This is a genomic window from Rubritalea spongiae, assembly GCF_042652385.1.
Lineage (GTDB): Bacteria > Verrucomicrobiota > Verrucomicrobiia > Verrucomicrobiales > Akkermansiaceae > Rubritalea > Rubritalea spongiae.
In genome coordinates, this window is sequence record NZ_JBHSJM010000001.1 from 571,870 (window position 1) to 586,874 (window position 15,005).

Annotated in this window: 14 protein-coding genes and 1 pseudogene; 8 read left to right on the forward strand and 7 right to left on the reverse strand. The window is 45.8% G+C overall.

Going from position 1 to position 15,005, the window contains the following annotated elements; all coding sequences use genetic code 11:
* Nucleotides 1-24: 24 nt before the first annotated feature.
* Nucleotides 25-1,227 (reverse strand): rep family protein, encoded by a 1,203-nt coding sequence (locus ACFPK9_RS02840; protein ID WP_377093095.1) that lies wholly within the window; start codon nt 1,225-1,227, stop codon nt 25-27.
* A 316-nt stretch (nt 1,228-1,543) separates the two neighbouring features.
* Nucleotides 1,544-2,512 (reverse strand): Fic family protein, encoded by a 969-nt coding sequence (locus ACFPK9_RS02845; RefSeq protein ID WP_377093097.1) that lies wholly within the window; start codon nt 2,510-2,512, stop codon nt 1,544-1,546.
* A gap of 126 nt (nt 2,513-2,638) precedes the next feature.
* Between ACFPK9_RS02845 and ACFPK9_RS02850 the strand changes: the two genes are divergently transcribed.
* From ACFPK9_RS02850 to ACFPK9_RS02860, 3 genes are all read left to right on the forward strand, one after another.
* Nucleotides 2,639-3,703, forward strand: coding sequence for an IS110 family RNA-guided transposase (locus ACFPK9_RS02850; RefSeq protein WP_377093099.1), 1,065 nt, complete (start codon nt 2,639-2,641; stop codon nt 3,701-3,703).
* Between the two features lie 703 nt (nt 3,704-4,406).
* On the forward strand, nt 4,407-5,354 hold the full coding sequence (locus tag ACFPK9_RS02855) for a helix-turn-helix transcriptional regulator (RefSeq protein ID WP_377093101.1): 948 nt from the start codon (nt 4,407-4,409) through the stop codon (nt 5,352-5,354).
* Nucleotides 5,355-5,451: 97 nt separating this feature from the next.
* Complete coding sequence (locus ACFPK9_RS02860; RefSeq protein WP_377093102.1) at nt 5,452-5,841, forward strand: VOC family protein; 390 nt, start codon at nt 5,452-5,454, stop codon at nt 5,839-5,841.
* Between the two features lie 102 nt (nt 5,842-5,943).
* Here ACFPK9_RS02860 and ACFPK9_RS02865 read toward each other — a convergent pair whose 3' ends face one another.
* Together ACFPK9_RS02865 and ACFPK9_RS02870 are read right to left on the reverse strand one after the other, a co-directional pair.
* Nucleotides 5,944-6,117: a hypothetical protein gene (locus tag ACFPK9_RS02865; RefSeq protein WP_377093104.1), complete on the reverse strand. Its 174-nt coding sequence runs from the start codon at nt 6,115-6,117 to the stop codon at nt 5,944-5,946.
* Between the two features lie 4 nt (nt 6,118-6,121).
* Nucleotides 6,122-6,526 carry a hypothetical protein gene (locus tag ACFPK9_RS02870; protein ID WP_377093106.1) on the reverse strand — a complete coding sequence of 135 codons (405 nt, stop codon included), beginning with the start codon at nt 6,524-6,526 and terminating at the stop codon, nt 6,122-6,124.
* Nucleotides 6,527-7,058: 532 nt separating this feature from the next.
* Between ACFPK9_RS02870 and ACFPK9_RS02875 the strand changes: the two genes are divergently transcribed.
* The 3 genes and pseudogenes from ACFPK9_RS02875 to gapS4b all read left to right on the forward strand — a co-directional run bounded on the left by ACFPK9_RS02875 (nt 7,059) and on the right by gapS4b (nt 9,946).
* Complete coding sequence (locus ACFPK9_RS02875) at nt 7,059-7,766, forward strand: PD-(D/E)XK nuclease domain-containing protein (RefSeq protein ID WP_377093107.1); 708 nt, start codon at nt 7,059-7,061, stop codon at nt 7,764-7,766.
* A gap of 132 nt (nt 7,767-7,898) precedes the next feature.
* Nucleotides 7,899-8,579, forward strand: a pseudogene (locus ACFPK9_RS02880) (IS5 family transposase); the annotation flags it as partial.
* Between the two features lie 251 nt (nt 8,580-8,830).
* On the forward strand, nt 8,831-9,946 hold the full coding sequence (gapS4b, locus tag ACFPK9_RS02885) for a GapS4b family protein (RefSeq protein ID WP_377093108.1): 1,116 nt from the start codon (nt 8,831-8,833) through the stop codon (nt 9,944-9,946).
* A 194-nt stretch (nt 9,947-10,140) separates the two neighbouring features.
* Here the strand turns inward: gapS4b and ACFPK9_RS02890 are convergent, their stop codons facing one another.
* The 3 genes from ACFPK9_RS02890 to ACFPK9_RS02900 form a co-directional block, all read right to left on the reverse strand.
* The gene (locus tag ACFPK9_RS02890; RefSeq protein WP_377093109.1) at nt 10,141-10,971 is read right to left on the reverse strand and encodes a sulfite exporter TauE/SafE family protein; all 831 of its coding nucleotides are present in this window, start codon (nt 10,969-10,971) and stop codon (nt 10,141-10,143) included.
* Nucleotides 10,972-11,231: 260 nt separating this feature from the next.
* Nucleotides 11,232-12,272: a methionine synthase gene (locus ACFPK9_RS02895; protein ID WP_377093111.1), complete on the reverse strand. Its 1,041-nt coding sequence runs from the start codon at nt 12,270-12,272 to the stop codon at nt 11,232-11,234.
* Nucleotides 12,273-12,295: 23 nt separating this feature from the next.
* Entirely contained in the window at nt 12,296-13,321 is a 1,026-nt protein-coding gene (locus tag ACFPK9_RS02900) for a DUF1852 domain-containing protein (RefSeq protein WP_377093112.1), read from the reverse strand.
* Between the two features lie 91 nt (nt 13,322-13,412).
* Between ACFPK9_RS02900 and ACFPK9_RS02905 the strand changes: the two genes are divergently transcribed.
* Entirely contained in the window at nt 13,413-14,303 is an 891-nt protein-coding gene (locus tag ACFPK9_RS02905) for a LysR family transcriptional regulator (protein WP_377093113.1), read from the forward strand.
* An 86-nt stretch (nt 14,304-14,389) separates the two neighbouring features.
* Nucleotides 14,390-14,965: a hypothetical protein gene (locus ACFPK9_RS02910; RefSeq protein ID WP_377093115.1), complete on the forward strand. Its 576-nt coding sequence runs from the start codon at nt 14,390-14,392 to the stop codon at nt 14,963-14,965.
* The last annotated feature ends 40 nt before the right edge of the window (nt 14,966-15,005 follow it).

Below are 15,005 nucleotides of genomic sequence, written 5' to 3' on the forward strand. Positions count from 1 at the left end.
TCAGACACTCTAGAATTAATCGATTTATTGATGCAATTTATCCAGTGCTGCCTCATGTGCTCTCTTCAAACGATCATTATGCAATTTTCTCCCCATGTAATTCATTACGATCGCAGCAGGTTCTTTCAGTCTATCCACGTAAGCAGCCGGTGGAAGTGTACACACTAATGAATTTCCATTACTCGGCTTTGTTGATGGCTTGCCTCTTCCCGCATTCCAGTTCCCTACTGTTGTCCATATCTCGCCTTGTTTTCTTGGCATCACGTCAGCATCCTTGAACTCTTTTCGTTGGGCTTTCAATTCACCAAGACATTGCACTAGATGAAGCCTGAACATTTGCTCGTAGAGCTCTTTTAGTTCGAACGCTTCAAGGCTTTCAACATCAGAGGGTTTCACCACGTACTTACACGCTTCTCTAGCTGAATGAATCTCTTTCGAGTCACTGAAATGATGCTTCCACCAGCCTCTAACACGCTTAAGCAGATAACTCCAATCCTCGGGCGGCAAGTAACGACTCAGCTTGATGATCGTGTGAGCATGCAGGTGAAAAGTCGCTTCCCCTGCTATCCGCTCTAGGCTTCCGAGTTCAGTAGAACGAAAGACAATCTGAACACCCGCGGCTTTCATGAAGGACTGATTATTCAACCTCGACAGTCGACGATGCAAAACCCCTATCTCTTCACGAACATTTTCAATCGAAGTCCTTTGCCCAGTAGTGAACACCCACATGCGGCAATGCTTATTCTTCCACATGAAATACTCTAGCTGCAGTAGCATCTTTCTCCGCTTTCTTGCAGCTACAGAGGGAAGAAAAACAATGTTTCGATAAGACGTGATCGGTTCTGCTATTCCAGTAATCAGACCAATGATGTGAAGCTTTGTGTCTTCAAAGGACTTCACCCCCACAGATTCTAACTTCTCACCAATGGATTTTGATTGAGCCTCAAGCAAAGTCCTTTGCGCTTGAGTCTTCTCATATTGCTCCAGATCGACTTCTTCACCTGACTCACGACGGCAGATTTCAAGGTATTCGCGCTCAGCCTGTGAGACGGTCGGCGCGGCGCGCTTAGCAGCGCATCCACATCCACCCGCCTCACGTGGCTTGAGCGTATAGACTTGTTTTCTGTGATTGTGAGTATTAGTCTGAAAACCTCTTAAATCTGTTTCAGATTGTTGGCTTTCTGGTGTTGGCGCATCAGGAAGCCTTTTTATTTTATCAGCTTCCACCCTCTCCCCTCCTCTCTATGGAGGTTTGAACAATCGCTAGAATTGCAGCCTTGGTGTCCTCACTAAGCGAAGACCAAGATTCGACCAGAAACGCCAATTCAGGACTCCCAGCGTCAGCAATCTGTATCAATATATGTGTCCACTCGCTTTCTGCAGACGATGAATCCTTTATTCCATCAGCGTCACAGGATGTACCCTTGCAGGTTCGAGTCCTGGTAGGCCTACCACTTCAATAAAAAAGCCGCTGATACACTTCAGCGGCTTTTTTGTATTTAAGAAATCTAGCCCGAAGGGATTATCCGGCTCAGGCCTTGATTTATTTGAGCGACTTTTTAAATCTATATCGACTCAAAGCACGTTCCCCTTGGATCAGAAGCAGACCTTGGTCTATTCCTGATTTCAAATCTCTGCTCGCTGTGGCGGTTGAGATGCTTTTGTGCAGAGCCATGTATTCTCTTCTGGAAAAATCTTTTGATTGTAAATGCTCTCTCGCTTGTTCGAGGCGACTATTCCCAGTGACTTTCTGGGGGCGAAACACATCCAAGAAGCCTTCCAGAGCTTTGAGAATCATATCCAGCGAAAACTCTATGAAAGCTGTCGACTCTCCTGCCTTATCACAAACCTCTAACACATCGTAATAATTTTGCTGGTGCTCTTTGATGATCGACTCCACAGGGATATATTCGAAAATGGGATGGTAGTGAAATAACAGAAGACTATGCCAAAAACGTCCGATCCTACCATTTCCATCTTGAAAAGGGTGAATGAACTCAAACTCATAGTGAAAGACGCACCCCTTAATCAGCGCGTGGTGATCACTTTTCAGGAAATCAAACAGATCGTTCACTAGAAATTCTACGCGGTCTGCCTGTGGAGCTATATGAGAAACCGCTCCCTCTTTTAAAATGCCCACATTGCTCGTTCTCCAGCTCCCAGCATTCGGAAGAATTTCTTTCATCATCATCCCATGAGCTTGCAGGAGATGATTCGGTGTATACGGATCAAAAGAAGACAGATGTTCATAAACCTCATTGGCATTGATGACCTCCAAAATATCATTCTTGGGAGCGATGACTCTCTTGCCATCCAATACGGCTGTGATCTGTTCCACATCTAACGAGTTTCCTTCAATAGCCAAACTACCCTGCAGGGTCTTCACCCGATTGGACTTTCTCAGCTGCGGCTGAGGTTTCGGTTGATCATGGCTTTCTACACGCCCAATCAGACGCTCAATCCGGCTTACCTGAGAAAGTATCTTTGGCGTAATGACAAACGGTGGATTCACGGAGCAATAGTATCACTTGATACTATCATTACAAAACTAATTTTTATATACCACTTCGCGATTCAAATGAGATAGGATGAGAAGAGAGGTGAGGCCGCGCCATGGTTGCTGGTAAGCTCATGCATTATGGAAAATAACACAAAGCAAGCAACAGTAGTCGGCGTCGCCCTCAGTGATAAAAAACATCAAATCTGTGTACTAGACAAGAATGGAGATACCCTTGTCGAAAAAACTATTCCTAATAGCTACGCAGGACTCGATACACTCTGCACGAATTACCCCAATGCACTCATCGCTATGGAAGTCGGAACTCACAGCCCATGGATTAGCAACTATCTCAAAGACCGAGGTCATAGAGTCATTGTCGCCAATGCGCGTAAACTACGCGCCATTTATTGCAACGAACGCAAAAGTGATAAACGAGATGCCCAAATGCTCGCCAAGATCGCGCGCGTTGATACAAGCTTGCTGTACCCTATAGAGCACGGGTCGGTTGATAATCTCGAAAACCGCCAACGTATCGCGATGCGTGACACCTTGGTAAAACGACGTGTTGATCTCATCAACTCTGTTAGGTTTAGCCTTAAAAGCCTTGGGGTACGGCTGATGTCCCCTAGTTCAGCAAGTTTTGCAGGCTATGCAAGAAAAGCACTCGCCACATATCCAACTAAACTTGAGTTAGTAGAACCGCTACTCGTAGTGATTGAAACGATGACTGAGCAAATCAAAGAATCCGATCGCTACCTCAAAGAGGAAATGCTTGAAATGCACCCTGAAGCAAAGCGTTTGATGCAAATACCTGGCGTCGGAGCTCTATCAGCGGTTAGCTTCGTTCTGGCTATAGATGATGCATCTCGTTTTAAAAACTCACGAGATGTAGCTGCCTATTTAGGACTCGTTCCACGAAGAGACCAATCTGGAGATGTCGATAAGCAGCTCTCCATAAGTAAAGCGGGCAACAGGCAGATGCGAACACTACTGGTTCAATGTGCACAGTATATCATGCGCAAAAGCAGCCCTGATAGCGACCTTAAGAGGCATGGTATGCGAATCGCAGAGCGTGGTGGACGAATCGCAAAACGCAAAGCGATCGTCGCTGTAGCACGCAAGTTGAGTGTGGTTATGCTTACACTCTGGCAAAAGCAGATCGATTATCAGCCACTTGTGGCATTAAAAGCAAAAACAGCCTAACAGCTATCGAAAACAAGTTTCAATGAACAACACAAATCGATTTTCCAGAACGACTGCGGGCATATCGTCAACATGCATGAATGTGTAAATGAGAGAGCAGCGTTCTGAAACTTTAAACAACGAAACGGAACCAATCCTGCACCGTAAGCCAAGTAGAGCTTCAATAAGAGTGCGTATAAAAGCCAGATTCCGTTGTTCAACACACTTCATCACAAACCAAATAGAAAGGGACTTCAACTTACCAGTTGACCTCTCTTCACATAAAAGACGAATGACGGTGCAATTTGTTGGGAAATCAAGGCTCTATGAAGAAGCGATGCGAGCATCGTGACTGAAGAGAAACGCTGATTTATCAACAAAGTGCCCGAGACCACTTTTCTTTCGCGGAGCGCAACTCTTCAAGCCTCCATAAAAATTATTCGTCTCATTTGGAGTGCTATTTGTATTTGACTAATCGATACAAAAACTCACCTCATAAAATCACATGATACTATCACTCTTTTTGAAATCAGAGAAGAGGAACGACAACCAAGCCACTCTCAGAGATAAAGCACACTCCTCAGTCAGCCCCGCCGATCAGACTTTTCGTCGGCGCAATTCTATCTAATATCCTGCGCTCAACCTCATGAACTCTCCCCCCAGATTTTCAAAGCCTACATCAATGGAGTACTAACCTTTCCACCACCATGCGCCCCTTGTTACCATGAACCGAGTTGACCGCTTAGTGGCCATCATTCTCCTCTTACAGAGCAAGAGGCAGATCACAGCAGAAGCCATTGCCCTGCACTTTGAAGTCAGCGTCCGCACCATCTACCGCGATATCACCGCCCTCGGTGAAGCCGGCGTGCCTGTCATTGCTGAAGTAGGCCGAGGCTACAGCCTCATGCACGGCTACCACCTGCCTCCCGTCATGTTCTCTCAGCAAGAAGCTATGGCCATCGCCACCGCCAGTGTACTGGTTCAGGGAATCACCGACCCCTCCGTCGTCGCCTCCATGCAAAGTGCCGTACTAAAAATTCAAGCCGTCCTCCCAAAAGAATTACTCGAATCGCTTGAAAAGCTCGAACAGCGCACCTCCTTCTTCCAGCACGATTCTCACTCAGCACCCCATCAAATCGATATTGCTTGTGTCCAGCAAGCCATGGTCGAACGAAAAATCATCCTCCTAGACTATCAAGACAGAATGGGCAACACCACATCCCGCCCTGTCGAACCACTAGAACTCGTCCACTACCAAAACCGCTGGCACCTCCTCTCGTGGTGCAAAATGCGCAATGACTTTAGAGACTTCCGCCTCGATCGAGTCACCGGCTACACCCTCACTGAGCAAAGCTACGAATACCGCGACCACCAAACTATCAGCGACTGCATCCAGTCGTGGATCGCCAATGAGCCTAAACAATGCGTCCAAGTCGCCTTCTCACGCTGGGCCCTCGACCGCGCGCAGCGCGAGTGGAGCTTTGGCATACGCACACTCAGTGAACAGGCGGACACAGTCATTGTCGAACTCGTCACTGGTGAACTCGAATGGCTTGCCAACTGGCTTCTCTCCTTTGGCACCGCTGTCCAAGTAATTAACTCTCCTGCGCTCCAAACAATCCTCGTCCAGCGAGCACAAGAACTCGCTACCCATCACACACCCTCATCATGAGAAAAATTTCCCGAACATTTTTTCAAGCCTACTGACATAGGGTTGTCACAACACTGTGTTGAACTCTGATTCGCCGCCACGAAAAGCGGAATCGATTATGAGCAAAGATATCAGAAACCAACACGGAGCCCCCTCATGGGCTGAACTCAATACCAATAACCCACAAGCCGCTGCCGACTTCTACAGCAAAGTCTTCGGCTGGACTTCCGAGCAAAACCCCATGCCCGATGGCTCAGGCACCTACACCTGCTTCACCAATAAAGAAGGGGAAAAAGTAGCAGGTGCCATGACCTGTGAAAAATCCCCCATCCAGTGGAGCGTCTACGTCACGGTCGACAATGTCGATGCCGCCGTCCGCGCCTGCACCGAAGCCGGTGGTGAAGTCCTCATGCAGGCCTTCGACTGCCCAGAAGTCGGCCGCATCGCCTACCTCAAAGACCCAGAAGGCGCCAGCTTCGTCGTCATCACCTACATCGAACCAATGTAGAAAACTACTGAGGCTAGTTTTTCACCGAGAAGCTAGCCTCCATCCACCATCAAAAAAGAGCAACCGTTTGGCTGCTCTCAACACATTTATCCTGAAAAAAACTTACTTAGCGATCAATTCTCTAAGACCGACGAATCCAGGGTTCTCTTCACCCTTCTCATTGAGAATACCGATTTTCTTAAAAACCTCGATATGCTCCTCAATGCTCATGTTACGAGCGCGCTCCTTCACAGCCTCTACAGCTTCCTCAAGAGTTATTTCACGCTTTTCTTCCATGAGGCTAAGATGGTCTAAAATAGCCAACGATGCAAGCCGTATTGCGAATCGCAATTTGTATATGCGATTTAGCCATAATGCCAGAACCCTCAAAAGCTGGTCTCCCTTCTGGGAACAAACCGCGCACACTATCATAGTGCTTTCCTTCGAGTTCTAGAAAATCCATCGCCCAATTGATCATCGTACAATCTAAATGACGCTTGAGGTTATCGGGGTCATCTTGAAACCCTTGCTGATTCATCGGTAAGTCCTTACCTGCAGATTTGTACAAATTTGAGAATACAGGATAAAGCTCAGTTAAACTGTGAATCGCAGCTTGATCAAAGAGATCAAAACAATGCCCAAGATTGATCACCGCTCCCACCACAGCAGAATCTTGAATCTTTCTACTCTTCTTAGCCCAATCCAAGGCTCTATTCGGTCCATGCTCCCAGAAGTAAATCCCCTTCCCTAACCAGTCGTAGTTATTCCACTTGGCTGTAAGTGTTCACCCTCATTCAGTACTTTGTCCGCAACTGAACGCTCACAACCATGATAGGCCAAAATGAGTCGGTGATTTTGAAACTTCTTTTCGTCCATTTCTAACAAAAAATCTAGCGTCCACTCATCCTACGCAACAACATAAAAATTCAACAGGTGTAAATCATTTACTCAAGTAGCCTTCTTGCGGTGCTCTCTCAAGAGCTAATCGGCATAACGCTCCAAGCAAGCTAGGAGCGGCCTTCGGCACATCTACGATTACCTCTTGAGCTGCGCTCCTCATCCAGCAAGAGGTTGGTAGATATCTTCGATTTTAGTCAAAAAGAGGAGGATCAAAAACAAAGAGGAGGATCAAAAACGGAACTATTACGATGGCAGTATAAGCTCACGTAAAGATCGCGGTCTGGAAAGGTCTATTTCCCACTTTACCTCAGAGCTATTCGTTTGTTAGATGTCGTTTCGTGGGTGAAAAATCGAAAACTAGCGGAGAAGATGGAGAAAAGTTGGCCAGCGACTTTTTTAACTTAATTGGATGGAACGCAAATAAAAAAGGCCTTTCAATCCCATGTTCTGATTCAAACCATCTTAATAAAGATGGCAATTCGAGGAAAACACACGGTGTTGATATTCTTTTCCCTGCTCAATCTTGGGAAAACCCTCAAGATTTTGTTCACCATTTGATCTCAGTAAAGCACACAATTAAGCCTTACGTCAAAAATCTGAGCTCTAAATTTAATGAGTTTAGCTCTGATATCCAAGAAGCTCTATCTTGCTATAAGAGAAGTAGTGTTTCGAGTAATTATTCAAAGGGAAAATCAAGAATAGAAAACATAAAATATGTGGGTATTCTTTTTTGGATTTCTGAGTATCTTTCTACCAAAGAATCCGTTCTAGAAGGAATTTCAAGCTCCAGATCTTTCTCTGACTCCAAGTTTGATGGATTTTATGTACTCGATAACAGAAGAGTTCATTTTATTAGAGATAGTATCAAATTTGCCAAGACTGATTACTCTAAAACAGAGTTTGTGAACATTAATGATTCAAGCAGTCTTGACCCCGCTGATTTCAACACTTCGTCAACAGTGATGCCAGCTGCTCTATTGGCATCAAATGTGATACCTTTTAAGTCAACTTGTCTAGGCCGTGTGGACAAATTGATTAATCGTTGATTTATCAATGAAATCCGGCATTCTGCCGCTGGAAAATGAATAAATTTGCGACAGCGATGCCGGACGTGCTCAAAGAGCACCTAAAAAAATTAACTTAAATCTCAGCAGAGAAAATCTAACAGTTCAGGAAAAGGCAGAAAACCTGCTAATTTTGACCGAACTCTGAACGGAATCTGGTGGATTCTGGTAACAGGAGCCCAGTGGAATCAGCTTCCTGAGCGCTACGGAAAGTGGAATAGTGTCTATCGATTTCATCTGCGTTGGTCTAAAAAAGGAGTCTTCAAGGAGTTACTAGAGGCCACAGCTAAACTCAAAAACGAGGATCAATTCAAAATCATTGATGGGTCTCACATTAAAGTTCACCAAGATGCTTGCTATCAATGTGACACCTCTAAAGATCAATGCTTTGGGAAAACAAAGGGTGGTCGAAACAGTAAGCTACATGCGATGACAAATAGTAATGGAAAGTTGCTAGATCTAATCCTTCGTCCAGGCAATGAAGCTGAAATAAAAACAGCTGAAGAGCTATTAGGTGAACTTGCCGACTGTATTGTACTTGCTGACAAAGGTTACGATTCAGATGCCTTGAGAGAGCATATTGAAAAGCTCGGAGGCGTGGCACTCATACCAGGGCGAAAAAATCGAAAGAAGAAGCCTTTTTATATCAAAGAAGTCGGTAAAAGGCGTCATGTAGTAGAGAACTACTTTGCTAGAATTAAGCGCTATAGAAGAATAGGCACTCGCTACGATAGATTGAGCGAGACTTTCGTATCCTTCATATGTCTTGCATCCATAATGGATTGGATTAGATAGTCAATTTGTCCACACGGCCTAGATGGCATGAAGCACCTTATTTTCACCTGCTCAGATCCTATATCTTCATCAAGCTTGCTTTTACTGATAGGACTAGCTGCTGCTATTTCGAAAGATTTGCCGCAGAGGTGTATTATTGCATTCCCCAATTACAATGAATTGCAGCACAAGGAGATAGTCGCAGAAGTGAAGATAAGATTTGATGATTCAGACTTCATGGAAAATATTGTAATTAAGAACCTAAATATATAATGACTTCTGGCCCCCGATTCCTTCCATACGGAGATAAGTTACGTCAGTTTCTTACACAACCATGCATTAGTGCTAGTGATTTAAATAAATTTGCTAAGAGAAAGGGGTATTTTAGTAGAGGTGAAAAACAAGATACAGTTCCTTTTATATGTGCTGCTATATTATCCCCGAGTGAATTCATAGAACTGTTCTCATTAGCTAGAGATAATGAAAATCGCGAAAAGCAGAACTCTCACCGTCGTTCTACGAATTCATTGACCATTGAAGAAATTTTAAATGTAGAAATTTCTAAAAATGATGTTCACTCTGATGAGTTTTCAAATTATAAAATACTGGGTATGCCTACACCTCAAATTTCAACTTGCGGTAAAAAAGTGGTATTAGAAGTTGAGATTGAAAGATCTGATTTACTATCTAATTGGACTGAGAACAAACAGATACATGAAGGGAAAGTAGAGTGGTCTATAGACTCCAATAACAATCAGTTAAATGTGACTGAGTCATATGGATCAAAAGAGGTACGCTCTGTTATAGGCAAGTATGCACGCCGATTCGAAAAGAAGCTCTTGGAGCTAGGAAAAATAGATAAAGAGAATGTCGCTGACCGCATATTCTTCGATTCGTTTTCTGATAACGAGACAAGAATTCGCTTCATGTTGGCATGTTTAAGTTCAAATTTATCTAAGGGTGTTGATTTTGAAGCCTTGATTGATGTGGACTTTATAGTTGATGCCACAGGCGACCTGCCCAAAGACTTTAACTGGGTAAAAGGAAATGTAAAAAAAATGGCTCTTAATGGTGACCATCTTGATGGGACTCAATTCTTTTCAAAAAGTGCTTATATGCAGTGTATTAAAGTGAACAGTTTGACTGCAAAATATAAAGTAATCTTAGGATTAGAGGAAGGTGTATGTAGAATAAATTTGAAATTCCCAACTCCTTTAAAAGCAGAAAAAAACGTAGATATGGAAGTTGAGGTGTCTTTGATAGGTTTTGAAGGCAAAGTTTCAAAGCCTGAGCTTTCAGCAGCCCGTAAATCTATTCTAGCAGGATTTGAAAAGAAAAAATTTGCTGCCCTAGCTGAATTCGAGAGTAAATTGAAAACAGCTACATAGGAAATTCTCATATCTTGGTTGATCTCTTTCTTATGGCTCAGATTGATCGTGAGTCATGATATTCATACACAAGCCGACTCTTATCGCTTCATCACAATAGTCGTAGGTTGCCTACCCCTTGAGAAGTAAGGATCCATCAATAGTGCCACACTTCAAAATCCCCTCTCATGGCTTATTTGAAACTCTCTTCCTTCTCACAGAAACACCTGCAGCAACATCCGCACGCCTGTGATCAACAGCACCACGGCGAAAACGCGCTTCAACTTCACCGCATCTAACTTGTGAGCGATCGCGACTCCCACTGGCGCGCAGAGCACGGTGAGCGGCATGATGCAGAGGAAGCCGAGTACATTAACTAAACCATAAGTCCCCGCAGGAGCATCCGCTGGAGTAGAACCGAACACCAACATCGTCAGCGCTGCCGGCAAGGAAATGATCAAACCAATCGCTGCCGCAGTGCCCACAGCTCGGTGTGCCGGATACGCATAAAGGGTGAGCAAGGGCACTGAGATCGTTCCCCCACCAATTCCGACCATCGAACTAAAGAACCCCACCGAGCTCCCCATCAGTGCCTGACCGAGCCTTCCCGGCAACCCGTCAAACAAAGCCGACTTGCCGGTCCGGAACAGCATATTCAGCGCCGACAAGGTAGCGATCACGCCGAACAACACCGTCAACCAGCTGCCATCCACCCGCGTCACCAACCAGCTCCCCACTAACACGCCAGCGAACACCCATCCGGCCCAGCGCTTCAACAGGCTGAAATCGACATTCCCCTTGCGCCAGTGCGAGCGAATCGAGCTGATCGAAGTCGGCACGATCGTCGCCAATGAAGTCGCAGTCGCCACCACCATCGCAGTCTCGGCAGATACGCCAAAGCTCTGAAAAAGGAAGAACAGCACCGGCACAATGACAATGCCGCCGCCCACTCCCAGCAGCCCAGCCAACACACCCGCAAAAACCCCAGTGGCGGCCAGTCCTAGAATAGTTGAAAGGTGGACTGTGATTAATTCAATGATCTCCATGAACGTTTTCTAAATAATATCCTTTAAGCTGCTCAGTTGATGTCATGGTGCTCCAGCTTATAGAAACTGACAAGGCGCGAACAAGCTAACTAATACCCAATCGCATTCCCAACGTGGTATAACGAGTAATTCTAACAAACTCAAATCTCTCTAGCTTCAAGATTTGTCCATACAGCCTAAGCTATGCGACTGCCATAGCCCCCCAGCTACGGCAGTCGCTCTTCCCCCTTAGGCAATTTCTCATGGGTGAAAATCAGGAACTAACAATCTAGCTTGGCGACGAGTTCTTTCCGCACAATCTCAGCGCCAGCACTCAGGGCATTGAGCTTTCCTCTGGCTAGCTCACGCGAAAGCGGAGCCATCCCACAGTTAGTGCATGGATAAAGCTTATCGGCATCCACATACTTCAGCGCTTCTCGCAGAGTGGCCGCGACTTCTTCCGGAGTCTCGATCTCGTTACTCGCCACATCGATGGCTCCAACCATCACTTTCTTGCCACGGATCAGCTCGATCAACTCAATTGGCACGTGCGAATTCTGGCATTCTAAGGAAATGATATCGATATTAGATTGCTGTAACTTAGGAAATACCTCCTCGTATTGGCGCCACTCTGAACCGAGCGTCTTCTTCCAGTCAGTATTCGCCTTAATGCCATAGCCATAACAAATATGCACCGCCGTTTCACATTGAAGTCCCTCAATCGCGCGCTCCAAACAAGCGATCCCCCACGCATTCACTTCTTCGAAAAAGACATTAAAAGCAGGCTCATCAAATTGGATAATATCCACCCCAGCTGCCTCTAACTCTTTCGCTTCTTGGTTGAGGATTTTCGCAAACTCCCATGCCAGCTTTTCACGACTTTTGTAATGTGCATTATATAGCGTGTCGACCATCGTCATCGGTCCCGGCAAGGCCCATTTGATCGGCTGATCAGTCTGCTCGCGCAGGAATTTCGCATCTTTAACAAACACCGAATGCGGACGACTAACGGGACCCACCACAGTCGGCACGCTTGCCTCATAGCGATCACGAATTTTAACCGTCTCACGCTTTTCGAAATCCACCCCATCGAGGTGTTCAATAAAAGTAGTCACGAAGTGCTGACGCGTCTGCTCACCGTCACTGACTATATCGATGCCCGCCCTTCTTTGCTCCTGCAGCGAAACGCGCAGCGCATCCGTTTTTCCATCGATGAGTTCCTGACCTTGCAGCTTCCAGGGTGACCAGAGCTGCTCAGGTTCTGCCAGCCATGATGGCTTCGGTAAGCTCCCCGCAGTGGATGTAGGTAATAATTGTTTCATAATGTCTTGGTGGTATCGATTCATTACACAGCGCAATTCGCTGACCATTGTTGCAAGATCGACTGGTAAGGTTTGATGAAATTTTCTTCAGCGAAGACGCCCTGCTTGACCGCTAACTGACTGCGTTCCTCTCGGTCGTAGACGATTTGTGTCAGTGAATGGTCGCTGTTCTTCAAATTCGGTTGGTAGAGATTTCCAGCCACTGCATTGGCATTGTAAATCTCTGGGCGATAGATCTTCTGAAACGTCTCCATCGTACTGATCGTCCCGATCAACTCGAGGTTGGTATAGTCACTGAGCAAGTCTCCAAAATGGTAAAAAGCCAATGGAGCCACACTGTGAGGTGGCAAAAAATAGCGCACCTCAAAACCCATTTTCTTAAAGTACTGCTCGGTCAATGAAGATTCATTTGCCTTGTATTCCACCCCGAGCACCGGGTGTTGATTTTCAGTACGCTGATAGATTTTGTTATCAGAGACACTCAAGCAGATGACTGGCGGCTTACTGAAATTCTCGCGGTAGGTCGCAGACTTCAGAAAATCTTTAAACAGCTTACCATGCAGGTCTCCAAAGTCCTCAGGGATGCTGAATTTCTTTTGATTCTTATTATGCTCCCGCAGCCGCACACTAAAATCATAGTCGCGGACGTAGGAGGAAAAATTATTGCCCACGATGCCATCGAGCTGCTGATCGTTTTTGCGATCATAGATCTTGGTCTTCAATATTTCAATCGAAGGGAAAGTCTCGCCATTGCCAGCGACATCGACATCCACTGAGATGATCTCGAGCTCCACTGCGTAGCGGTCACTTTTTGGGTTATCCCAATGTGCTAGCGCATTGAAACGACGATCCACCATCCGCAGCGCATTCCTCAAATTCTCCTGACGGCTCTCACCGCGCGCCAAGTTGGCAAAGTTGGTCGTCACCCGCGTGCTATCGGCTGGTTGATAATTTTCATCGAAGCGAATACGCTTTATAGAATAGTGGAACCCCTCACTCCTAGGTTTTAGGTATTCTGCTCTTGGCGATACAATCTGTTTCGTTTGCATGATTTGGACCGTATCAGAGTTGATCTATGAAAAAAAATGGTCATTAATCATCTATCCATGAAGCACATTCATGGATTATCCCGAGTAACCGATGAACTATTTAGAACGAATCCATCTCGAAATCATTCTCGCTGTTGAGAAAGAAGGAAGCATGACTGCTGCCGCAGAGTCTCTGCACCTCACTCAATCTGCCCTCAGTCATAGTATGTCCAAACTCGAAGACCAATTAGGAGTAAAACTCTGGCAGAGAAAAGGCAGACAACTCGTCCCGACTCAGGCGGGCCAACACCTACTCAATACAGCACGCCGCCTGATCCCACAATTCGTACGCACCGAAAGCCAGCTCATTCAGTTCAGCAAAGGCGAACGCGGGGTCTTGAAAATCGGGATGGAATGCCACCCCTGCTACCAATGGCTACAAAAAATGACCAACACCTACCTACAGGATTGGCCATCGGTTGACCTCGATGTCATTCAGAAATTCCAATTTGCCGGAATCGAAGCCCTGCTTACGCATGAAATTGATATCATCGTCACCCCTGACCCCGTGCGGAAACCAGAGCTCACCTTCATTCCAGTATTTGACTACGAACAAGTCCTCGTCGTCAGCGAAAATCACCCACTAAAAAACCATACGTATGTGGAGCCCGAAGAACTGAGCGAGGAAACTCTCTTCACCTACCCGGTCTGCTCAGATCGTTTAGACATTTTTTCTAACTTCCTCACTCCAGTTGGAAGAACCGTCAAGCACCAGAAAATCATCGAAACCACCGAAATCATGATTCAAATGGTCGCCTGCGGACGTGGCGTCACAGCACTACCGCGTTGGCTCGTCAACGAATACGCCGAACGCTACGCAATCTTCCCCGTCAAACTCGGCAAAAAAGGCGTGCACAAACAAATCCACCTCGGTGTCCGAGAAGAAGATGCCAACGTGGATTACATCCAAGCCTTCCTAGAAAAAGCTCAAACATCTGCCTAATGCAGCTCTCTAACGTTTTTACAAATAAGTTGCATTAGCAACTTTACTGCCATACCAATATCCATCGAAAACAACAAGGGAGAGAGATGGATCTGGAAAGAAAGAAATTACGTTTATTGTTAAAGGATTGTACCGACGGATTCTACCAACAGATGTTCTTTCTGGGTAAAGATGTCATCCACCCCGCTGGTAATCAATTACTCGAATATGGTTTCACCAAGTCACCATCAAAAGGACTCAAGGGAACCAGCTGCTACAGCTTGGAAACGGAAAACCACACCATCGAACTCTACGGCTCATGCGCCGCGATCTATACCAAGTCCTCCAAGACCGTCTTCATTCGCAAAAAGAACCGCTTTTATAAGTGGCTTCCCGCAGAAAAACTCATCGCCGGACAATGGACAGACGACGACTTAGAAACGCTCGCTCCTGCCGATTTACTCGACGCCATGACACCCCTGCTTAAGTGGTGGCTAGAATACGAAGCATGGATCGTAGAGCGCCTCGGCCAGCCATATCGCGAGCAATGCTACCAAGATTGGAAAAAGGTCAAATCACGCCCCGCTTGGCTCCCCCCAAGCCTAGCTACACAATGGGTCGAGGCACTTCTTGAAAAGAAAGCTCAGCATACGCGACCTAAATTATTTGCGATGGCCAGCTGAGCCATTTTTCACCACAAGAATACAAAATTTCAATAAAGTA